The organism is Trinickia sp. LjRoot230 (assembly GCF_964253315.1).
Lineage (GTDB): Bacteria > Pseudomonadota > Gammaproteobacteria > Burkholderiales > Burkholderiaceae > Trinickia.
In genome coordinates, this window is the sequence record NZ_CAXUQX020000001.1 from 551888 (window position 1) to 572378 (window position 20491).

General features: G+C 63.3%; 16 protein-coding genes. 15 read left to right on the plus strand and 1 reads right to left on the minus strand.

Annotation, left to right across the window (positions count from 1 at the left end; all coding sequences use genetic code 11):
• Nucleotides 1-30: 30 nt before the first annotated feature.
• Entirely contained in the window at nt 31-1233 is a 1203-nt protein-coding gene (locus ACSQ20_RS02680; protein WP_436017186.1) for a M20 aminoacylase family protein, read from the minus strand.
• A 174-nt stretch (nt 1234-1407) separates the two neighbouring features.
• Between ACSQ20_RS02680 and ACSQ20_RS02685 the strand changes: the two genes are divergently transcribed.
• The 15 genes from ACSQ20_RS02685 (at nt 1408) to ACSQ20_RS02755 (ending at nt 20488) form a co-directional block, all read left to right on the plus strand.
• A complete protein-coding gene (locus tag ACSQ20_RS02685) occupies nt 1408-3492 on the plus strand; it encodes a molybdopterin-containing oxidoreductase family protein (RefSeq protein WP_436017188.1) in 2085 nt (694 codons plus the stop codon).
• A gap of 116 nt (nt 3493-3608) precedes the next feature.
• On the plus strand, nt 3609-5315 hold the full coding sequence (locus ACSQ20_RS02690) for a long-chain fatty acid--CoA ligase (RefSeq protein ID WP_436017190.1): 1707 nt from the start codon (nt 3609-3611) through the stop codon (nt 5313-5315).
• 137 nt (nt 5316-5452) lie between these two features.
• Nucleotides 5453-6094, plus strand: coding sequence for a 2-polyprenyl-3-methyl-6-methoxy-1,4-benzoquinone monooxygenase (gene coq7 / locus ACSQ20_RS02695; RefSeq protein ID WP_436017192.1), 642 nt, complete (start codon nt 5453-5455; stop codon nt 6092-6094).
• Nucleotides 6095-6467: 373 nt separating this feature from the next.
• Nucleotides 6468-6896 (plus strand): division/cell wall cluster transcriptional repressor MraZ, encoded by a 429-nt coding sequence (mraZ, locus tag ACSQ20_RS02700; RefSeq protein WP_436017194.1) that lies wholly within the window; start codon nt 6468-6470, stop codon nt 6894-6896.
• 26 nt (nt 6897-6922) lie between these two features.
• The gene (rsmH, locus tag ACSQ20_RS02705; RefSeq protein ID WP_436017196.1) at nt 6923-7864 is read left to right on the plus strand and encodes a 16S rRNA (cytosine(1402)-N(4))-methyltransferase RsmH; all 942 of its coding nucleotides are present in this window, start codon (nt 6923-6925) and stop codon (nt 7862-7864) included.
• Complete coding sequence (gene ftsL, locus ACSQ20_RS02710) at nt 7861-8259, plus strand: cell division protein FtsL (protein ID WP_436017198.1); 399 nt, start codon at nt 7861-7863, stop codon at nt 8257-8259. Before rsmH ends, ftsL begins: the two co-directional genes overlap by 4 nt.
• Nucleotides 8256-10079 (plus strand): peptidoglycan D,D-transpeptidase FtsI family protein, encoded by a 1824-nt coding sequence (locus ACSQ20_RS02715; RefSeq protein ID WP_436017200.1) that lies wholly within the window; start codon nt 8256-8258, stop codon nt 10077-10079. The genes ftsL and ACSQ20_RS02715 overlap by 4 nt, the downstream gene beginning before the upstream one ends.
• Nucleotides 10076-11602, plus strand: coding sequence for a UDP-N-acetylmuramoyl-L-alanyl-D-glutamate--2,6-diaminopimelate ligase (locus ACSQ20_RS02720; RefSeq protein WP_436017202.1), 1527 nt, complete (start codon nt 10076-10078; stop codon nt 11600-11602). Before ACSQ20_RS02715 ends, ACSQ20_RS02720 begins: the two co-directional genes overlap by 4 nt.
• Nucleotides 11599-13071 (plus strand): UDP-N-acetylmuramoyl-tripeptide--D-alanyl-D-alanine ligase, encoded by a 1473-nt coding sequence (locus tag ACSQ20_RS02725; RefSeq protein WP_436017204.1) that lies wholly within the window; start codon nt 11599-11601, stop codon nt 13069-13071. Before ACSQ20_RS02720 ends, ACSQ20_RS02725 begins: the two co-directional genes overlap by 4 nt.
• A gap of 13 nt (nt 13072-13084) precedes the next feature.
• Nucleotides 13085-14254: a phospho-N-acetylmuramoyl-pentapeptide-transferase gene (mraY, locus tag ACSQ20_RS02730; protein WP_436017206.1), complete on the plus strand. Its 1170-nt coding sequence runs from the start codon at nt 13085-13087 to the stop codon at nt 14252-14254.
• 31 nt (nt 14255-14285) lie between these two features.
• On the plus strand, nt 14286-15788 hold the full coding sequence (gene murD / locus ACSQ20_RS02735) for a UDP-N-acetylmuramoyl-L-alanine--D-glutamate ligase (RefSeq protein ID WP_436017208.1): 1503 nt from the start codon (nt 14286-14288) through the stop codon (nt 15786-15788).
• The gene (gene ftsW, locus ACSQ20_RS02740) at nt 15785-17059 is read left to right on the plus strand and encodes a putative lipid II flippase FtsW (RefSeq protein ID WP_436017210.1); all 1275 of its coding nucleotides are present in this window, start codon (nt 15785-15787) and stop codon (nt 17057-17059) included. Before murD ends, ftsW begins: the two co-directional genes overlap by 4 nt.
• The gene (murG, locus tag ACSQ20_RS02745) at nt 17056-18162 is read left to right on the plus strand and encodes an undecaprenyldiphospho-muramoylpentapeptide beta-N-acetylglucosaminyltransferase (RefSeq protein ID WP_436017212.1); all 1107 of its coding nucleotides are present in this window, start codon (nt 17056-17058) and stop codon (nt 18160-18162) included. Before ftsW ends, murG begins: the two co-directional genes overlap by 4 nt.
• Nucleotides 18159-19550, plus strand: coding sequence for a UDP-N-acetylmuramate--L-alanine ligase (gene murC / locus ACSQ20_RS02750; protein ID WP_436017214.1), 1392 nt, complete (start codon nt 18159-18161; stop codon nt 19548-19550). Before murG ends, murC begins: the two co-directional genes overlap by 4 nt.
• Complete coding sequence (locus ACSQ20_RS02755) at nt 19547-20488, plus strand: D-alanine--D-alanine ligase (protein ID WP_436017216.1); 942 nt, start codon at nt 19547-19549, stop codon at nt 20486-20488. The genes murC and ACSQ20_RS02755 overlap by 4 nt, the downstream gene beginning before the upstream one ends.
• Nucleotides 20489-20491: the final 3 nt, after the last annotated feature.

The following is a 20491-nucleotide window of genomic DNA, read 5'->3' on the forward strand; positions in this document are numbered from 1 at the left end:
CGCCGGGCCGGCTAGCCGCGCCCCGCGCCGTCAGCCTTTATCTGCGCGCGCCAAGAACCGCTGCGCGAGTCGCACCCAGTAGGTCGAACCAACCGGCAACAAAGCATCGTTGAAATCGTAGCTTGCGTTGTGAAGCATGCAGGGCCCGGCGCCGTGCCCGGCCTCGCGATGCCCGCCCTCACCGTTGCCAAGGAACGCGTAGCAGCCGGGCATGGCCTGCAGCATGAACGCGAAATCTTCGGCGCCCATGGTGGGCTCGACGGCCGTATCAACGTTTTGTGCGCCAACCACCTCGCGCATCACCTCGGCGGCAAAGCGTGTCTCTTCCGGGTGGTTGATCGTCGGAGGATAGTTGCGGTTGAATGCGACCGTCGCCGAACAATCGTATGCGGCGGCCGTGGCGTCCGCAATCTTCTGCATGCGCGATTCGATCAAATCGAGCGCTTCGACCGTGAAGGTGCGCACGGTCCCCGCCAGCCACGCATCGTTGGGAATGACATTCACGGCATCCCCGGCGTGAATCTGCGTGATCGACAGCACTGCCGTATCGATCGGTTTCTTGTTTCTCGTGATGATGCTCTGCAGCCCGTTCGCGATCTGAACGGCGGCAAAGACAGGATCCCGGCCGTTATGCGGCATCGCTGCATGAGCCCCAACTCCACGCACGTCGATCCTGAATTCGTTGCTCGACGCCATGATCGGACCTTCCGTCACGCCGAATGTGCCTTCGGCCAGTCCCGGCCAGTTGTGCAGGCCGAATACCGCATCGACCGGAAACTTCAAAAAGAGACCGTCGTCGATCATCGCGCGGGCGCCGGCACCGCCTTCCTCGGCCGGCTGAAAGATGAAAACGATCGTGCCGTCGAATTCGCCGTGCTTGGACAGGTATTGCGCGGCACCCAGCAGCATCGCTGTATGCCCGTCATGGCCGCACGCGTGCATCCGGCCGTCATGCTGCGAACGATGGTCGAAGCTATTCAGTTCTTGTATCGGCAATGCATCCATGTCGGCGCGCAGACCGACCGATCGCGCACCGTTGCCACGCTTGAGCACTCCCACAACCCCCGTTTTGCCCAGCCCCCGATGCACGTCGATGCCCCATTGTTCGAGCTGCTGTGCGACCAGGTCCGCGGTTTTGATTTCTTCGTACCGAAGCTCTGGATGGGCGTGGATGGTTCGTCGTAGCGATTGGATTTCTTCGCGTGCCGCGAGGACTTCAGGAAGGAGTTTCATGATGCGTTCGACTTCGACTGAAATGGGATCGAAAGGCTGAATGGATGGCAAACGGACTGTACACGCCGCTCGCTCCATTCTACGCCCAACTCGTCGCACGCCAATTTGGTGCGCTCGCGCGCGGAAGTAATAGAATTGCTTCGCTATGCAAATCGCTTTCACCAGGATAACAAGATGAATGCCCCCGCCGAGTTTGCCCGCGCCGTCTGTCCGCATGACTGCCCCGATACCTGCGCAATGCGCGTGACGGTGAAGGACGGCCGAGCCGTGAAAGTCGTGGGCGACCCGGATCACCCCCCGACCCAGGGCGTGCTGTGCACGAAAGTCAGCCGCTATGCCGAGCGCGTTCACCACGCCGAACGACTGACGGTGCCGCTCAAACGGATCGGGCGAAAGGGCGAAGGGCGGTTCGCGCCGATCGGATGGGACGAGGCGCTTTCGATTGCCGCCGAACGTTTTGGGGAAATCGTGGCGCGCGAGCCGCAGGCACTGGTGCCATACAGCTACGCCGGGACGATGGGGCTGGTCCAGAGCGAGAGCATCGCGCAACGCTTCTTTCATCAAGTCGGCGCGTCGCGACTCGAACGAACGATCTGCTCCGCGGCGGGCGCGGCGGGCCTCCGGTACACCTACGGCGCCAGCCTCGGCATGCACGTCGAGTTTTTCGAGGAAAGCGAGCTCATTCTTATTTGGGGAGCGAACCCGATCGCGTCGAGCCTTCATTTTTGGACGCGCGCGCAAGAGGCCAAACGGCGCGGCGCACGGCTGGTTGCGATCGACCCTTATCGCTCGCTTACCGCGGAGAAATGTCACCAGCACATTGCGCTGCGTCCCGGGACCGATGGGGCATTCGCACTCGGAATGATCCATGTGCTGATTGGCGAAGATTTGCTCGATCACGACTATATTCGCTCCTACACGCTCGGCTTCGAAGCGCTGCGCGAGCGCGCGGGCCTTTATCCTCCGGCGCGCGTCGCGCAAATTTGCGGCATCGAGGAAGACGAATTGGTCGAGCTCGCCCGCCTGTATGGCGGAACGCGCAAGGCCGCGATTCGTCTGAATTACGGCATGCAGCGCGTGCGTGGCGGTGGTAACGCCACTCGCGCGATTGCCTGCCTGCCCTCGCTCACGGGCGCATGGCGCGACCGCGCGGGGGGGCTGCTGCTGTCCGCGTCGAATTGGGCGCCGGTCGATCAACACGCGCTGCAGCGGCCGGATCTACTCCCCGGCTGGCCGACGGCCTTGCCGCGCGCGATCAACATGAATGCCATCGGAGATGCGTTGCTGCACCCGGGCGATGCGGTTTTCGGGCCCAAGATCGAAGGCATCATCGTCTATAACTCGAATCCGGTGGCTGTGGCGCCAGACGCTGAACGCGTCGCGGCAGGGTTTGCGCGGGAAGATCTTTTCACGGTGGTGCTCGAACATTTTCAGACCGACACCGCCGACTACGCCGATCTGGTCTTACCGGCCACCACGCAACTCGAGCATCTCGATATTCACAAATCGTACGGGCACACGCATGTGATGCTGAATCGACCGGCTATCGCGCCGGTCGGACAGGCGCGGCCGAACACCGAGATTTTTCGCGGCCTGGCTCGCCGAATGGGACTCGACGAGCCGGCGCTTTATGAGGACGACGAAACGATCGCCCGTGCCGCGCTGCGATGGGACGACCCCACCCTTAAAGCGACGAACTGGCAGGCGCTGGAAGCTACGGGCTGGCTCAAGCTGGACATTGCCGACGCGCCGTTCGCGGAAGGCGGCTTCCGTACGCCATCCGGCAAGTGCGAGTTTTCGAGCACGCTGCTGGCCGAAGAGGGCCGCGATCCGCTGCCCGACTATCTGCCGCCATACGAGTCAGCTGAGGCCGCGCCGCAGCGAGCGCAGCGCTACCCGCTTGCGATGATCTCGCCGCCAGCCCGCCACTTCCTCAATAGCAGTTTCGTGAATATCGAAAGCCTGCGCGCGACCGAGCGCGAGCCGTATCTCGATATTCATCCGTTCGATGCCACACCGCGCGGCATTGCCGACGGCGATACGGTGAGGGTATACAACGATCGCGGGTCGATGACGCTGCGCGCCCGGGTAACGGAACGGGCACGTACCGGTATGGTGGTGGGCTTGTCGATCTGGTGGAAAAAGCTGTCGCCCGATGGGCGCAATGCCAATCAGGTGACGAGCCAGGCGCTGACCGATCTCGGGGGATCGGCGACTTTTTACGACTGTCTGGTCGAGGTGGAACGCGTCCGAACTTGAGGGCCGGGCCGGCGACAGAGTTGGAAGTCGAGATCTAATCCGGTTGTTTCGCGAAGGGCGACCGGATAGGATGCGCTTTTTCGCACGACCATTCGAAAATTTTGGGGAGACGCCACATGCAAAGAACCTGGTTGAAGTCGTACCCGCCCGGCGTCCCTGCCGACATCGACGCGTCGCAGTATGCGTCGGTGACTGATTTACTGGACGAAAGCTTCCGAGCCCATCGGGCCAAGCGGGCGTTCGTCTGCATGGGCTGTGCGATGACCTACGGCGAGCTCGACAATGCCTCGCGCAAGCTGGCTGGGTGGCTAAAGGCGAAGGGGCTTGCTCCGGGCGCGCGCGTCGCGATCATGATGCCGAACGTGTTGCAGTACCCTGTGGCAATTGCCGCGATCCTCAGGGCCGGCTACGTGGTGGTCAATGTCAATCCGCTTTATACGCCGAGAGAGCTCGAACATCAGCTCAGGGACAGCGGCGCCGAGGCGATCATCCTGCTCGAGAATTTTGCGGCGACATTGCAGGCGGTGGTGCGCAATACAGCGGTCAAGCATGTCGTCATGGCATCGATGGGCGATCTGATGGGCGCGAAAGGCTTGATTGTTAATTTCGTCGTGCGGCGCGTGAAAAAAATGGTGCCGGCGTGGAGTTTGCCCGGGCATGTCAAATTCAACGATGCGCTTGCCGATGGCGCAAGACGCCGCTTCGAGCCCGTTCAACTGGGCCATACTGACATTGCTTTTCTGCAATACACCGGCGGCACGACGGGCGTAGCGAAGGGGGCCGTTCTGACGCACGGCAATATCGTGGCGAACGTATTGCAATCGGCGGCTTGGCACGAGCCGGCGCACCTGAAACACCCGGACGTCGATCAGATCATCAACGTCATTGCCTTGCCGCTTTATCACATCTACGCGCTGACGGTCTGCTGCCTGCTGACGATTCGTGCGGGCGGCCTGGGCATTCTGATTCCGAATCCGCGCGATATCGGCGGGATGATCAAGCAATTGCACGGTTATGCGATCAACACATTTCCTGCGGTAAATACACTCTATAACGCGATACTGAATCACCCCGATTTCGACAAGCTCGATTTTTCCAAATTGCTGGTGGCCAATGCCGGTGGGATGGCCGTTCAGGACGCCGTTGCCCGGCGCTGGTTCGAACGCACGAAGGTGCCGATCGTCGAGGGCTACGGGCTCTCGGAAACATCGCCTTCGGCCATCTGCAATCCGGTGACCGCAACCGCTTACAACGCAATGATCGGCTTGCCGCTGCCGTCAACGGAAGTGTCGATTCGCGACGACGACAACAACGAGGTGCCTGTAGGGCAGCCCGGCGAGATCTGCATTCGCGGCCCGCAGGTCATGGCCGGCTATTGGAACCGGCCCGACGAGACGGCGAAAGTCATGACGGCCGACGGCTTTTTCAAGTCAGGCGATATTGGCCTGATGGACGAGCAAGGTTTTTTCAAGATCATCGACCGCAAGAAGGACATGATCCTCGTATCGGGTTTCAACGTTTATCCGAACGAAGTCGAAGACGTCGTCGCCAAGCATCCGGGCGTGTTGGAAGTGGCCGCGGTCGGTGTGCCCGACGATCATTCGGGCGAAGCGGTCAAGCTTTTCATCGTGAAGAAAAACCCCGCGTTGTCGGAGGCCGATATTTTCGCGTTTTGCAAGGAACAGCTGACGGGCTACAAGCGGCCCAAGATCGTGGAATTCCGCAGCGAATTGCCCAAAAGCAATGTCGGCAAGATTTTGCGGCGGGAGTTGCGCGATGGGCCTGTCGAAGCGGCTTCGGCGGCGCCCGTGGTGCGTGCGTGATTTCATCGTGCGGGTCGCGTGCGCCGTGAAGTGTGGTAACGCGGCGTGATGCTGGTGCTGCCACATCGTCTAAAATACTCCGTTGAGCTAGCTTCGCATATATGACGCGCCGGCTGGCCGATGCAACGGAGAACGATATGACGCTGGATGAATGGGTCACCGAATTTGACCGAGGGCTGCGGTCGATTGCGGGTGTGAGCCGGATGAGTCGACCGATGCCGTCGGCGCCGGCGCCGACCCCGGACGCGCCGGCCGGCGAGCAGATGACGCTCGCCGAACGCGCGCATGCCGCCGGACTCATGCGCGTGAACCACGTTGGTGAAATCTGCGCACAGGCGCTGTATCAGGCGCAAAAGCTCGCAACGCGTTCCCCGTCGCTCAAAGCGGCGTTCGAACAAGCGGCACGCGAAGAAGAGGACCACCTTGCATGGACGGCGGCTCGGCTCAAGGAACTCGATTCGCGTCCGAGCCTGCTCAATCCGCTTTGGTATGCCGGCTCGCTTGCCATTGGTTTTGCGGCGGGCTGCTTCGGCGATAAAGCGAGCCTCGGGTTTATGGCCGAAACGGAGCGGCAGGTGGAGCGCCATCTCGATGCGCATCTCGAGTCTTTGCCCGAGGCCGACGCACTCTCGCGCGCTGTTGTCGATCAAATGCGTGCTGACGAGATGGCACATGCGAAAGCGGCCGCCGACGCCGGCGGTGTGGATTTACCCTTTCCGGTGCGCGCGCTAATGCGCACCGCGTCGAAAGTCATGACCCGTACCGCGTATTACGTGTAACGTCGAGCTTTGCATGCTGGCGGCGTGTCGATGCGCTGCCATCCTCGCGATTCCCCCTCCCGCCACTCCGCCTTTCGCGCCGTCCGGTTCAGACGTGTGTCGCATGCTCCTCAGATACCACCTTCACAACACGCAGTAGTCCGTTCATTTATAACGTTTTTCCATTTTCCGGGATGTTCGTTAAGGACGGCACGTAAGTCCTTGTTCTTACAAACAAAATTCACCGAAAAAATGGTGTTCTCCCTTGACCCGCTAAAGCCCTTCCTCTAAAGTGGGAGACAGTGTGAGAAAGTGTATTTTTGTGGATTGATCGGACCATTTTCGGCCGGTTTGATGATGAATCGAAGGGGCGAGGCCCCGAGGGGAAGAGGACGTGTTCCAAGGGGCGTCGGCGCTGACGCTCGATGCGAAAGGCCGGATGTCGGTGCCTTCTCGTTATCGCGAAGCGCTGCAAGGCGAGGCACAAGGACGGGTGACGCTGACAAAGCACCCGGACGGCTGCCTATTGCTGTTCCCACGCCCCGAATGGGAAGTCTTTCGCGCGAAAATCGCCGCGCTGCCGATGGACGCGCATTGGTGGCGGCGGATTTTTCTCGGTAATGCGTCGGATGTCGATCTCGATAGCGCCGGCCGCATCCTCGTTTCACCGGAATTGAGAATGGCGTCGGGGTTGGAAAAGGAAGTCATGTTGCTCGGCATGGGAAGTCACTTCGAGTTGTGGGACGCACAGACCTACGCGGCCAAGGAACAGGCCGCGATGGCCCAGGGTATGCCCGAAGCGCTGAAGAATTTCACGTTCTGATCGCGGTTTATAGATAGGACGCTGCGATGGGAAACGAGCTGCGGCATCAGACGGTGTTGCTCGAAGAGGCGGTCAATGCGCTCGTCACGCGAGTGGACGGTGTCTATGTCGATGGCACGTTCGGGCGTGGCGGACATAGCCAGGCGGTGCTCGCGAAGCTTGGCGAGCAGGGTAGGTTGATCGCGTTCGACAAGGACCCGCAAGCCATTGCAACGGCGCAGGCGATCGGCGACACGCGGTTCGAGATCGTGCATCAGAGTTTTGCGGCGCTTTCGTCTGCGATGGCCGAGCGCGGCATTGCGAAATTGTCGGGGGTATTGCTGGATCTGGGGGTGTCGTCGCCGCAGCTCGACGACCCGCAACGGGGTTTCAGCTTCCGCTCGGACGGTCCGCTCGATATGCGCATGGACCCGACGCGCGGCGAATCCGCAGCCGATTGGCTCGCACGGGCAACGCAGCAGGAACTGACGGAGGTCATTCGAGATTATGGGGAAGAACGGTTTGCTGTTCAGATTGCAAAGGCGCTTGTTGCTCGCCGGGCAGAGTCCGGTCGTCTCGGGCCTCTCGTCAGCACGGGCGAGCTTGCCGAAATCGTGGCTCACGCCGTCAAGACACGTGAGAAGGGTAAGGACCCGGCAACCCGCACCTTTCAAGCTATACGGATTTACATCAATCAAGAGCTTGCGGAGCTGCAAGTCGTTTTAGAGGCTGCATTGTCGTTGTTGGAGCAAGGGGGGCGGCTGGTGGTCATCAGCTTTCATTCGCTCGAGGATCGAATCGTGAAGCGATTCATGCAGGCGCACGCGAAGGCGCCTGCGGTTGATCGTCGTTTGCCGATTCGCGCCGTCGATTTGCCGAGCCCTCCGCTCAAAGTGATCAGTCGCATATTCGCCGGCACGGCCGAGCTCGATGCCAATCCGCGTGCCCGCTCCGCGGTAATGCGTGTCGCGGAGCGCATCGCGCCATGAGTCGCCTCAATATCTTTTTGCTGATCGTGCTGCTCGGTTGCGCGTTATCGGTTGTCAATGCCACGAACCAGCAGCGCCGGCTGTTCGTGCGGCTCGAGCGCGCGCAAGCCGAGGAGCGTCAGCTTCAGCAGGACTACGCGCAGCTTCAATACGAACAAAGCGCGCTTTCGAAAACCTCCCGCATCGAGCAACTTGCCACCGATTCGCTGAAGATGCGTTCGATCGTGAGCGGAGGTACGCAATACCTGACACTTGCGCCCGGTGCCACGCAGGCGAGCGATGTGGCCATTCCGACGGTTGCCGCAAGCGCGGCAAATGCCAATGCAGGCACGAAGGCGTCTGCATCCCGTACGGGGAAACTGCATGCGCCGGCGAGCCGCGGAGGCACGCGATGAAGCAAGGAGCCAACCGCAAAGGCGTGACCTTCTCCGCGAGCCCCGTGCTGTCCGTCCGGTTGCCGATGTGGCGCTCGAAGCTCGTGGTGTTTCTGCTTTTCATGGCGTTCGTCGCACTCGCCGCGCGGGCCTTTTGGATTCAAGGTCCGGGTAACGCGTTCTATCAGAAGCAAGGTGAAAGCCGCTATCAACGGACGATCGAACTGCCGTCCACGCGCGGCAAGATTCTCGATCGCAACGGGCTTGTGCTGGCCACGAGCCTGCCCGTTCGCGCCATCTGGGCGATTCCCGAATCGGTGCCGGAGGATCTCGCTGCCGACAAGGTCGCTGCGCTCGGCTCACTGCTCGGCATGACGCGCAAAGACCTGCGTGCGAAGCTGTCCGGCGACAAAACGTTCGTCTATGTGAAGCGTCAGGTACCCGTCGAAACCGCCGACAAGGTCATGGCGCTCGGCATTCCCGGCATCTATCAACGCGAAGAATACAAACGCTTTTACCCAGAAGGCGAAATTACGGCCCACCTCGTCGGCTTTACCAATGTGGAAGACGAGGGGCAAGAAGGCATCGAGCTCGGCGACCAGAAAATCCTCTCCGGCATGCCCGGCATGCGGCACGTCATCAAGGACCGCATGGGCCGCATCATCGAGGACGTCGATCAGCAGATTCCGCCGCACAACGGCAAAGATGTCGATCTCTCGATCGACAGCAAAATTCAGTACATCGCCTATGCCGACCTCAAGGCGGCGGTCGAAAAATCGAAGGCAAAGGCCGGTGCGGCGGTGGTCATCGATGTACGGAGCGGCGAAGTGCTCGCGCTCGTCAACTATCCGACCTACAACCCGAACGAACGCTCGCATCTGACGGGCGAGCAATTGCGCAACCGGATTCTTACCGACGTCTTCGAGCCCGGCTCGATCATGAAGCCCTTTACGGTTTCGCTCGCGCTCGATTTGCACCGCGTGACACCGAACACGCTCGTCGATACCGGCAATGGACACTTCACACTCGACGGCGCCACCATCACCGACGATAGCGGCTTCGGGGTGCTGACGGTAGGCGGCGTGATTCAGAAATCGAGCAACATCGGCGCGACGAAGATCGCGATGACGCTCAAGCCCGAAGAGATGTGGAACATGTATACGAGCGTCGGGCTCGGCCAGGCGCCCAAGGTCGGTTTTCCGGGCGCGGCGGCCGGCCGGTTGCGTCCGTGGAAGAGCTGGCGCCGCATCGAGCAGGCGACAATGTCGTACGGCTACGGCCTTTCGGCTTCGCTCTTCCAGCTAGCCCGCGCCTATACGGCTATCGCGCACGACGGGCAGTTGATGCCGCTGTCGATTTTCAAGACCGATCCGAGCCAGGGCGTCGCGGCGCCGCAAATCTTCTCGCCGCAGACGGCGCGCGAAGTGCGCGGCATGCTCGAAAGCGTCGTGTCGTCGCAGGGTACGTCGCCCGAGGCAGCGGTGCCCGGCTATCGCGTCGGTGGCAAGAGCGGCACGGCGTACAAGCATGTCGCGCATGGCTACGATCGCTCGAAGTACCGTGCGTCGTTCGTCGGTATGGCGCCGATGCCGAACCCGCGCATCGTCGTCGCGGTATCGATCGACGAGCCGACTTCGGGCAGCCACTTCGGCGGTTATGTGTCGGGGCCGGTATTCGCGTCGATCGTCGGCGATACGCTGCGAACGTTGAATGTGCCGCCCGATATGCCGGTCAAGCAGCTTGTCGTGTCGGATGATGTCGGCAAAACGGCGCAGCCCGCGCGCGAGCGTGCCGTGGCCGTGTCCGCCGACTCACGCAACCAGCCGGGAGTCGTGCGATGAGCGCCCCCGTCGATCGAAACGTGAACGACGCGCTGGCTTGGCTGCGCACGCACGCCGCTGCGGGCGCGCATCTGCACGCGGATACACGCACGCTCGTCCCTGGTGACGTCTTTTTCGCCTATGCGGTGGACGGCGCCGATAACCGGCCTCATATCGCTGATGCATTCAAGCGCGGCGCGGCCGCCGTGCTCTATCAGCAAGAGGGCTTCTCGGGCAGCGTCGACGCGGCGCGGGCACTGGCGGTGCCACGGCTGAACGTGCTGGCCGGCCAAATTGCCAGCGCGTGGTACGGCGCGCCGAGCGAATCGATGCGCGTCATTGGTGTCACCGGCACCAACGGCAAGACCTCGTGTTCGCAATGGATCGCCGCGGCATTGACGGCGCACAGCGTGCCGTGCGCGGTCATCGGCACGTTGGGTAGCGGCATGCCGGGCCACCTCGTGCACACAGGCTTTACGACACCGGACGCGCCGCAGTTGCAGCGCAGCCTTGCAGCGCTGGCTGCAGCGGCGGCCAAGGCCGTCGCGATGGAAGTGTCCTCGCATGCGCTGCATCAAGGGCGCGTGAACGGCACGGCATTCGATATCGCCGTCTTCACCAATCTCACGCAAGATCACCTCGATTATCACCAGACCTTCGAGGCCTACGAGGCGGCGAAGGCGCGGCTTTTCGACTGGCCGACGCTGCGCGTGGCCGTCATCAATCGCGATGATGCGGCCGGGCGGCGCTTGCTCGCGCGCGCGCAAGGGCGGGTCCGAACGATCGCTTACGGCATCGGCGTGCCGAACGATGCTCTGGACGCCGACGCCTCGATTTGTGCGACCAACGTCCGCGCGACGCCGACGGGAACGGCATTTCATCTGTCGTCCGATTGGGGTGACGCCGAGGTCGAAGTCGGCACGCTGGGCATGTTCAACGTAAGTAATCTGCTCGGTGTGCTGGGTGCACTGCTGGCGGCCGATGTGCCGTTGGCCGCGGCGCTCGCCCGCATCGCGACGCTTGCGCCTGTGAATGGGCGGATGCAGCGGCTCGGCGGACGGCTTGCGAATGACGAGCCGCTCGTCGTCGTTGATTACGCGCACACGCCTGACGCGCTCGATAAAACGCTCGAGGCATTGCGGCCGATTGCGCAAGCGCGCGGCGGCAAGCTGGTATGCGTGTTCGGCTGCGGCGGCGATCGGGATATGACGAAGCGTCCGCTGATGGGAGCAATCGCCGAGCGGCTAGCCGACATCGTCGTGGTGACAAGCGACAATCCGCGCAGCGAAGCGCCGCGCGCGATCATTGAACAGATCGTGGCCGGCATGGCGGAGCCGGGTCGCGCCCGGGCGATCGAAGATCGGGCGAACGCGATTTTGCAGGCGGTGCGCGGCGCGGCGCGCGAAGACGTTGTGGCGCTGGCCGGCAAGGGGCACGAAGCCACGCAGGAAATCATGGGTAAGAAGCGGGTCTTTTCGGATCAGGATCACGCGCGCCTCGCACTCGCTGCGCGGGCCACGCACGTACGCGGAGGCGGCGAATGACGATGCTTTCGCTGGCACAAGCGGCCTCGCTGATTCCGGGCGCCACGATTTTGGGCGACGAAGCGGCTGCGTTCGAGCGCGTCGGCACGGACAGCCGCACTGCCGGCCCGGGCGAGCTTTTCGTAGCATTGAAAGGTGAGCGTTTCGACGCACACGATTTTCTCGCTGACGTGGCGGCCCGCGGCGTGGCTGCTGCGCTCGTATCGCACGTGCCGGCTCAATGGGGCCACGCGGGCGAGCCGGGTGTGCCCGCGATTGTCGTGGCCGACACGCGAGCGGCGCTTGGCGCGCTGGCGCGCGGCTGGCGCCGCCGGTTTGCGCTGCCGCTGGTCGCCGTCACCGGCAGTAACGGAAAGACGACCGTTAAAGAGATGATCGCGTCGATTTTCGCGGCGGCGGCTGGTGAAGATAACCGACTGGCGACCGCAGGCAATTTCAACAACGAAATCGGCTTGCCGCTCACATTGCTTCGCCTTGCCGCCCACCACGAACTGGCCGTCGTCGAACTCGGCATGAACCACCCGGGCGAAACGGCGACGCTCGCGAAGCTCGCCGAGCCGACGATCGCGCTCGTCAACAACGCGCAGCGCGAGCACCAGGAATTCATGGAGACGGTCGAGGCGGTCGCGCTCGAGCATGCGAGCGTGATCCAAGCGCTGCGGCCCGACGGTGTCGCGGTCTTCCCGGCCGACGATCCCTATGCCGGTATCTGGCGCGCGGCAGCGACGGGAAATCCAATCATGGATTTCGCACTGACGACCAGCGTGGATGCCGCGGTGGCGCAGTCAAGCCCGCGTGCGGCGCTCATCGGCGAATTCGTCGGCAACCGCTTGCGCGCGCAGACGCCGGCAGGTGCATTTGAAGCGAAGTTACAGGTGCTCGGCGCACATAACGCGCGCAACGCGCTGGCGGCGGCCGCTGCGGCACTCGCCGCAAAGGTGCCGCTCGATGCGATTCGCCGCGGCCTCGAGTCGTTTTCGCCAGTCAACGGGCGGCTGCAGAACAAGCGCGCCGTGTGCGGTGCGCTTGCCGGTGCGACCGTCATCGACGACACCTACAACTCCAATCCCGATTCGATGCGTGCCGCAATCGACGTGCTGGCGTCGATGCCGGCGCCGCGCGTGTTGGTGATGGGGGACATGGGTGAAGTCGGCGATCACGGGCCGGCGTTTCATCGCGAGATCGGCGCTTACGCACGCGAGCGCGGCATCGATGCGCTTTACGCACTTGGTGACGCGGTGCGCGACGCAATTGCCGCATTCGTCGAACCGAAGGCCGCGGCCAGCGCGGGCGACGCGTATCACTTCGAGCACCCGGACGCGCTCGTCGCGCATTTGCAGCAAGCCGGATGGGGCGCGGGTGCCACGCTGCTGGTGAAGGGCTCGCGCTTTATGCGGATGGAGCGCGTCGTCGATGCGCTGACTCAATCAAACCCTCCCGCGTCGGGCGTCGTGCCCGGCGTGCATTGACAGAAGGACAAGCATGCTGCTGGCGCTGGCGCAATGGCTGCAGAACGACGCAAGCTTTATGCGCGTGTTCAGTTATCTGACGTTCCGCGCGGTGATGGCCACCATCACCGCGCTGTTGATCGGGCTCGTCTGCGGCCCGTGGGTGATTCGCACATTGGCGGCGTTGAAAGTCGGCCAAGCCGTGCGAACGAACGGCCCGCAAACGCACCTCGTCAAATCGGGCACGCCGACGATGGGCGGGGTGCTCATCCTGATTGGCATCGCCGTGTCGACGCTGCTCTGGGCGGATCTGACCAACCGCTTTATCTGGATCGTCATGCTCGTGACGTTCGGCTATGGCGTGATTGGCTGGATCGACGATTACCGCAAGGTGGTCTACAAGGACCCGCGCGGGATGTCGTCGCGCGAAAAGTATTTCTGGCAGTCGGTGATCGGCCTTTTTGCTGCCGTGTACCTTGCCTTTAGCGTGTCCGAGGCGAGCAACGTGCGCGTGTTCGACTTGTTCATGGCCTGGGTCAGAAGCGGGCTCTCGATGGGGCTGCCCGCGCGCGCCGACCTGATGCTGCCGTTTTTGAAGTCGATTACTTATCCGCTCGGCGTGTGGGGTTTTATCGCGCTCACATACTTCGTCATCGTCGGGGCGAGCAATGCGGTCAACCTCACCGATGGCCTCGACGGCCTCGTCATTATGCCGGTGGTGCTCGTGGGCGGCTCGCTCGGCGTGTTCGCCTACGTGATGGGCAGCTCGGTTTATTCGAAGTATTTGCTCTTTCCGCACATCGCCGGCGCCGGCGAGCTGTTGATCTTCTGCTCGGCGATGGGCGGCGCGGGGCTCGCGTTTCTCTGGTACAACACGCACCCCGCGCAAGTGTTCATGGGTGACGTCGGCGCGCTTGCATTGGGCGGGGCGCTCGGCACGATCGCCGTGATCGTCCGCCAGGAAATCGTGCTCTTCATCATGGGCGGCATTTTCGTGGCGGAAACCCTCTCCGTCATGCTGCAAGTGATCTGGTTCAAGTACACCAAGCGTCGCTTCGGCGAAGGACGACGCATTTTCAAGATGGCGCCGCTGCATCACCACTTCGAGCTGTCGGGGTGGAAAGAGACGCAGGTCGTCGTCCGTTTTTGGATCATCACGTTGATGTTGTGCCTGTTCGGCCTGTCGACACTGAAACTGCGTTAAAGGAAAGGGAAAGCAAACGATGTTTGGCGAGATGTTTCGAGATCGGCAAAGTCCGATGGTGCTCGTGCTGGGACTCGGCGCATCGGGTCTCGCGATGGCGCGCTGGTGCGCGCGGCACGGGTGCCGCCTGCGCATTGCCGACACGCGCGAAGCGCCGCCGAACCAGCCGTTGCTCGAAGCCGAAGGTATCGACGCCGAATTCGTCGGCGGGCCGTTTTCCGCTGCGCTCCTCGATGGCGGTATCGAACTCGTGGCGGTGAGCCCCGGGCTCTCGCCGATTTCGCCGGAGTTGGCGCCGCTGGTTGCGCGCGCCGCGGAACAGCGCATCCCCGTTTGGGGCGAGCTCGAACTTTTTGCGCAAGCGCTCGCGCATCTGCGTGCGAACGGTTACGCGCCGAAAATTCTCGCGGTGACGGGTACCAACGGCAAGACCACGACGACGAGCCTGACCGGCTTGCTATGCGAACGTGCCGGCAAGAAGGTGGCGGTGGCCGGCAATATCGGCCCGACCATGCTCGACACGTTGAGCGAGGCGATCGAGCGCACCGCGTTGCCCGATATCTGGGTGCTCGAACTGTCGAGCTTTCAGTTGGAAACGGCGCACACGTTCGACCCCGACGCGGCCGCGGTACTCAACATCACCCAGGATCACCTCGACTGGCACGGTGACTTCGACGCCTACGCCGCGGCGAAAGGGCGGGTCTTCGGCGTGCACACGGTGCGCGTGCTCAACCGGGACGACCCGCGCGCGATGGCCTTCGCAACGTCGGGCGATGCCGTGCGCGTGACGACGTTTGGGCTCGGCGAGCCCGAACGCGTCGGCGATTACGGTCTGTTGCGCGATAACGGCATCAACTGGCTGGTCCAGGCCGACGCGCGCGACCCCGCTGACGAGCCGGTCTCGTCGCGCCGGCGCAGGCAGGATACGGCGAGCCCGATCGATCTGACGATGAAGCGCCTGATGCCCGCTGACGCGTTGCGTATTCGCGGGCTGCACAACGCGGCGAATGCGCTTGCCGCATTTGCGCTCGCGCGCGCCATCGAACTTCCGGCGGCCACGCTGCTGCATGGCTTGCGTGAATACCGCGGCGAACCGCATCGGGTGGAATTGATCGCGTCGATCGATGGAATCGATTACGTCGACGATAGCAAAGGCACCAATGTCGGCGCGACGGTAGCGGCGCTCGACGGCCTCGCGCAGCGCACGGTGCTGATCGTCGGCGGAGACGGCAAGGGGCAGGATTTTGCGCCGCTCGCTCGCCCCGTTGCGCGCTGGTGCCGTGCCGTCATGCTGATCGGCCGCGACGCCCCCGCCATTCGGGCTGCGCTCGCCGATAGCGGTGTTGCGCTGGCCGATCATCCGACGCTGGAAGCTGCGACTGTCGCCGCCAGCCGCCTCGCCGAGCCCGGCGACGCCGTACTGTTGTCACCGGCGTGTGCGAGTTTCGACATGTTCAAGAACTACGCGCATCGGGCCGACGTGTTTCGCGGCGCGGTCGAAGACATCGCGGCGCAACGGGGAACGATGCTATGAGCTGGTCCGATCGCCTGGGGCAACGACTATTCACCGAGCGCAGCGGCGCGTCGGCGGGGCGCAAGGAGGCGGCTGCGCACACACAGGCGGGCGGCCTCGCCAGTGCCGTGAGCGGCATGCGCCCGATGCGCTCTCGGATGCTCGACTACGATCATTCGCTGCTGTGGGCGGCCATTGCCCTGCTCGGTCTCGGGGTGGTCATGGTCTATTCGGCGTCGATCGCGATGCCGGATTCGCCGAAATATGCGGCCTACCGCGACTACGCCTTTTTGCTGCGGCACGTCGCTTCGCTGATCGTGGCCGTCGCCGCCGCGGCGGTCGCGTTCCGCATTCCGGTTTCGGTCTGGGACAAATACGCGCCCAAACTCTTCTTGCTTGCGCTGGTCACGCTCGTAATTGTGCTGATTCCGCATATCGGCAAGGGCGTGAACGGCGCGCGCCGCTGGTTGCCGCTCGGCCTGATGAATATGCAGCCGTCGGAAGTCATGAAGCTCGCCGTCACGATCTATGCGGCGAACTACACGGTACGCAAGCAGGAATATATGCAGAGCTTCGCCAAAGGCTTTTTGCCGATGGCGTTCGCGGTCGGCGTGGTGGGCGCGCTGCTGCTGCTCGAACCCGATATGGGCGCGTTCATGGTAATTGCGGCCATTGCGATGGGCGTGCTTTTTCTCGGCGGCGTGAACGGCAAGCTCTTCGGCGGGCTCGTTGCGACGGCCGTCGGCACGTTCGGTTTGCTGGTGTGGGCGTCGCCGTGGCGGCGCGAGCGGATCTTCGCCTATCTCGATCCATGGGACGACCGCTACGCACAGGGCAAGGCCTATCAGCTCACGCACTCGCTGATCGCGTTCGGCCGCGGCGAGTGGTTCGGCGTCGGGTTGGGCGGCAGCGTCGAGAAGCTCAACTATCTGCCCGAAGCGCACACCGACTTCATCCTCGCCGTCATCGGCGAAGAGCTTGGGTTCATCGGCGTGCTGCTCGTCATCCTGCTGTTTTACTGGATCGTGCGGCGTTCGTTCGAAATCGGCCGGCAAGCGCTCGCGCTCGACCGGACGTTCGCCGGGCTCGTCGCCAAGGGGCTCGGCCTGTGGTTCGGGGTGCAGACGTTCATCAATATCGGCGTCAACCTCGGCATCTTGCCGACGAAAGGACTGACGTTGCCGCTCGTCAGCTATGGCGGCTCCGGCATCGTGCTCAACTGCATCGCGGTGGCGGTGCTGATGCGCGTGGATTACGAAAACCGCGTGCTGATGCGAGGGGGCAAGGTATGAGCACGACGCCCCAGCGCACGCTGATGGTGATGGCCGGCGGCACCGGAGGGCACGTGTTTCCGGGGCTCGCGGTCGCACATCGGATGCGCGCGTGGGGATGGCGTGTCGTCTGGCTCGGCAACCCGGCGGGAATGGAAGCGTCGCTCGTACCAAAACACGGTATTCCGATGGAGTACGTCCGGTTCGGCGGCTTGCGCGGCAAGGGACTTAAGACGAAGCTGATGCTTCCGGCGAACCTCGTGCGCGCCTGCCTCGAAAGCCGCCGTGCGCTCGCGCGTGTGCGGCCCGATGTCGTGCTCGGCATGGGCGGCTATATCACGTTTCCTGCCGGCATCATGACCGCGCTGGCGCGTTGTCCGCTCGTGTTACACGAACAAAATTCCGTGGCCGGCTTGGCGAACAAGGTCCTGGCCAAGCTCGCCCGGCGCGTGCTCGTCGCCTTTCCGAATGCGCTGCCGAACGCCGAATGGACCGGCAACCCGTTGCGTGACACGCTCACGCAAACCGCCGAGCCGCGCGTGCGGTACGCGAGCCGCACAGGCCCGCTGAAGCTGCTGGTCGTGGGCGGCAGCCTCGGCGCGGCCGCGCTGAACGAAGTCGTGCCGCGCGCGCTTGCGCTGCTGGCGCCTGAGGCGCGGCCGCATGTCGTGCATCAGGCGGGCGCGAAGCACATCGACGCACTGCGGTCGAACTATGCGGCCGCTGGCTTCGTTCCCGGCGAGACGCTCGAACTCGTTCCGTTCATCGACGATATGGCCACCGCGTACGCCGACGCCGATCTCGTGATTTGCCGCTCGGGCGCGATGACGGTTGCCGAGATCGCGGCCGTGGGTGTTGCCGCGCTGTTCGTGCCGTTTCCCTACGCCGTGGACGATCACCAAACCACTAACGCCGGGTTTCTGTCCGAGCGCAACGCCGCTGTGCTCGTGCAGCAGCGCGACTTGTCGCCCACCGCGCTGGCCGACTGGCTGCGCACGCTCACGCGCGAGACGTTAGCCGAGATGGCGACCCGTGCACGTGCGCTTGCGAAACCCGACGCCACCGATCGGGTCGCCCAGGTCTGCGCGGCTGTCGCGCTCGCGCGCGAGGAAGGAAAGCAATGAAACACATCGTCAAACATATTCATTTTGTCGGCATCGGCGGCGCCGGCATGAGCGGTATTGCCGAGGTGCTCGTCAATCTCGGCTATCACGTGAGCGGCTCGGACCTCGCCAAGAGCGCGACGACCGAGCGGCTCGCTGCGCTAGGCGCTTGCGTCGTGATCGGACACGACGCCACGAATATCGATGGCGCGGACGCCGTCGTGATTTCGACGGCCGTACGCGGCGATAACCCCGAAGTGCTGGCCGCGCGGCGCTTGCGCGTGCCGATCGTGCCGCGCGCCGTCATGCTGGCCGAACTGATGCGCCTCAAGCAGGGCATTGCGATCGCTGGCACGCACGGCAAGACCACGACGACGAGCCTTGTCGCCAGCGTGCTCGCCGCGGGCGGACTCGATCCGACTTTCGTGATCGGCGGACGCCTGACGAGCGCGGGCGCCAACGCTCGGCTGGGCACGGGCGACTTCATCGTCGCGGAGGCCGACGAGTCGGACGCGTCGTTTCTCAATCTATTGCCGGTGATCGAAGTCATAACGAACATCGACGCCGACCACATGGACACCTACGGGCACGACTTCGCGCGGCTCAAGCAAGCGTTCATTGAATTCACGCACCGGTTGCCGTTTTACGGCATCGCCGTGCTGTGCGTCGACGATCCGAATGTGCGCGAAATTCTGCCGTTCGTTTCGAAACCGATCATCCGCTACGGCTTTGCGGCCGATGCGCAGGTGCGTGGGGTAAACGTGTTCGCGCGCGACGGCAAGATGTTCTTCACGGCGATGCGCGAAGATGCGGCGCCGCTCGATGTCGTCCTGAATATGCCTGGCACGCATAACGTGCAAAACGCGCTGGCCGCCATCGCCATTGCGACTGAGCTCGAAGTTGCCGATGCCGATATCCAGCGCGCGCTGGCGGAATTCACCGGTGTTGGGCGGCGTTTTCAGCGCTACGGCGAGGTACGTGTCGAGGCCGGCGGCAGCTACACGCTCGTCGACGATTACGGCCATCACCCGGTGGAGATGGCCGCGACGATTGCTGCTGCACGCGGCGCTTTTCCGGACCAACGGCTCGTGCTCGCGTTTCAGCCGCATCGGTATACGCGCACGCGCGATTGCTTCGAGGATTTTGTCAATGTGCTGTCGAGCGTCGACGCACTCGTGCTGACCGAAGTCTATGCGGCCGGCGAAGCGCCGATCGTCGCCGCGGATGGCCGCGCGCTCGCGCGGGCGATTCGCGTGGCGGGCAAGGTCGAGCCGGTGTTCGTCGAAGCGATCGATGAGGTGCCGCAGGCGCTGTCCGCCATCGTGCGCGACGGCGATGTGGTGATCACGATGGGAGCGGGATCGATCGGCACCGTGCCGGGTCGGCTCGCGCAAGAGGTGAAGACATGAGCAGTATCGATCCGAAACGTTTTGGCAAAGTGGCTGTACTGACGGGCGGCGAGTCGGCCGAACGCGAGGTCTCGCTGACGTCCGGGCGCCTGGTGCTGAAAGCCTTGCGCGATGCGGGCATCGACGCGCACCCGTTCGACCCCGCCGAGCGCCCGTTGTCGGCGCTCAAGGAAGAGGGCTTCGTGCGCGCGTTCAACGCGCTGCACGGCGGCTACGGTGAAAATGGGCAAATCCAGGGCGCGCTCGATTTCTACGGCATTCGGTACACCGGTAGCGGCGTGCTGGGTTCCGCACTCGGGCTCGACAAGTTCCGCACCAAACTGGTGTGGCAGCAAACCGGCGTGCCGACGCCGCCGTTCGAGATCGTCATGCGCGGCGACGACTATGCCGCACGCGCAAGCGCGATTGCCGCGAAGCTGAGCTTGCCGGTTTTCGTCAAGCCGGCAAGCGAAGGTTCGAGTGTGGCGGTAACGAAGGTGAAGACGGCCGATGCGCTGCCGGCGGCACTCGAGGAAGCGGCCAAGTACGACAAGATCGTTCTGGTGGAAAAGAGCATCGATGGTGGCGGCGAGTACACGAGCTGCATCGCGGGCGACCTCGATTTGCCGATCATCCGCATCGTGCCGGTCGGCGAGTTTTACGACTATCACGCGAAGTACGTCGCCGACGATACGCAATATTTGATTCCCTGCGGGCTCGCAGCCGATGTCGAAGCGCAGCTGAAAACGCTGTCGCGCCGCGCGTTCGACGTGCTGGGCTGTACCGACTGGGGACGCGCCGACTTCATGCTCGACGCGGTAGGCAACCCGTATTTCCTGGAAGTGAACACCTCGCCCGGCATGACCGATCATTCGCTGCCGCCGAAAGCGGCGCGCGCGGTCGGCATCGACTATCAAGCGCTCGTCGTCGCCATCTTGGCGCTCACCCTAGAGGATTGACGC

Excerpts from the sequence above, each read along its gene's own strand:
- ACSQ20_RS02680 (WP_436017186.1), bottom strand. The coding sequence starts at position 1,233 with ATGAAACTCCTTCCTGAAGTCCTCGCGGCACGCGAAGAAATCCAATCG.
- ACSQ20_RS02685 (WP_436017188.1), top strand. The coding sequence starts at position 1,408 with ATGAATGCCCCCGCCGAGTTTGCCCGCGCCGTCTGTCCGCATGACTGC.
- ACSQ20_RS02690 (WP_436017190.1), top strand. The coding sequence starts at position 3,609 with ATGCAAAGAACCTGGTTGAAGTCGTACCCGCCCGGCGTCCCTGCCGAC.
- coq7 (WP_436017192.1), top strand. The coding sequence starts at position 5,453 with ATGACGCTGGATGAATGGGTCACCGAATTTGACCGAGGGCTGCGGTCG.
- rsmH (WP_436017196.1), top strand. The coding sequence starts at position 6,923 with ATGGGAAACGAGCTGCGGCATCAGACGGTGTTGCTCGAAGAGGCGGTC.
- ftsL (WP_436017198.1), top strand. The coding sequence starts at position 7,861 with ATGAGTCGCCTCAATATCTTTTTGCTGATCGTGCTGCTCGGTTGCGCG.
- ACSQ20_RS02715 (WP_436017200.1), top strand. The coding sequence starts at position 8,256 with ATGAAGCAAGGAGCCAACCGCAAAGGCGTGACCTTCTCCGCGAGCCCC.
- ACSQ20_RS02720 (WP_436017202.1), top strand. The coding sequence starts at position 10,076 with ATGAGCGCCCCCGTCGATCGAAACGTGAACGACGCGCTGGCTTGGCTG.
- ACSQ20_RS02725 (WP_436017204.1), top strand. The coding sequence starts at position 11,599 with ATGACGATGCTTTCGCTGGCACAAGCGGCCTCGCTGATTCCGGGCGCC.
- mraY (WP_436017206.1), top strand. The coding sequence starts at position 13,085 with ATGCTGCTGGCGCTGGCGCAATGGCTGCAGAACGACGCAAGCTTTATG.
- murD (WP_436017208.1), top strand. The coding sequence starts at position 14,286 with ATGTTTCGAGATCGGCAAAGTCCGATGGTGCTCGTGCTGGGACTCGGC.
- ftsW (WP_436017210.1), top strand. The coding sequence starts at position 15,785 with ATGAGCTGGTCCGATCGCCTGGGGCAACGACTATTCACCGAGCGCAGC.
- murG (WP_436017212.1), top strand. The coding sequence starts at position 17,056 with ATGAGCACGACGCCCCAGCGCACGCTGATGGTGATGGCCGGCGGCACC.
- murC (WP_436017214.1), top strand. The coding sequence starts at position 18,159 with ATGAAACACATCGTCAAACATATTCATTTTGTCGGCATCGGCGGCGCC.
- ACSQ20_RS02755 (WP_436017216.1), top strand. The coding sequence starts at position 19,547 with ATGAGCAGTATCGATCCGAAACGTTTTGGCAAAGTGGCTGTACTGACG.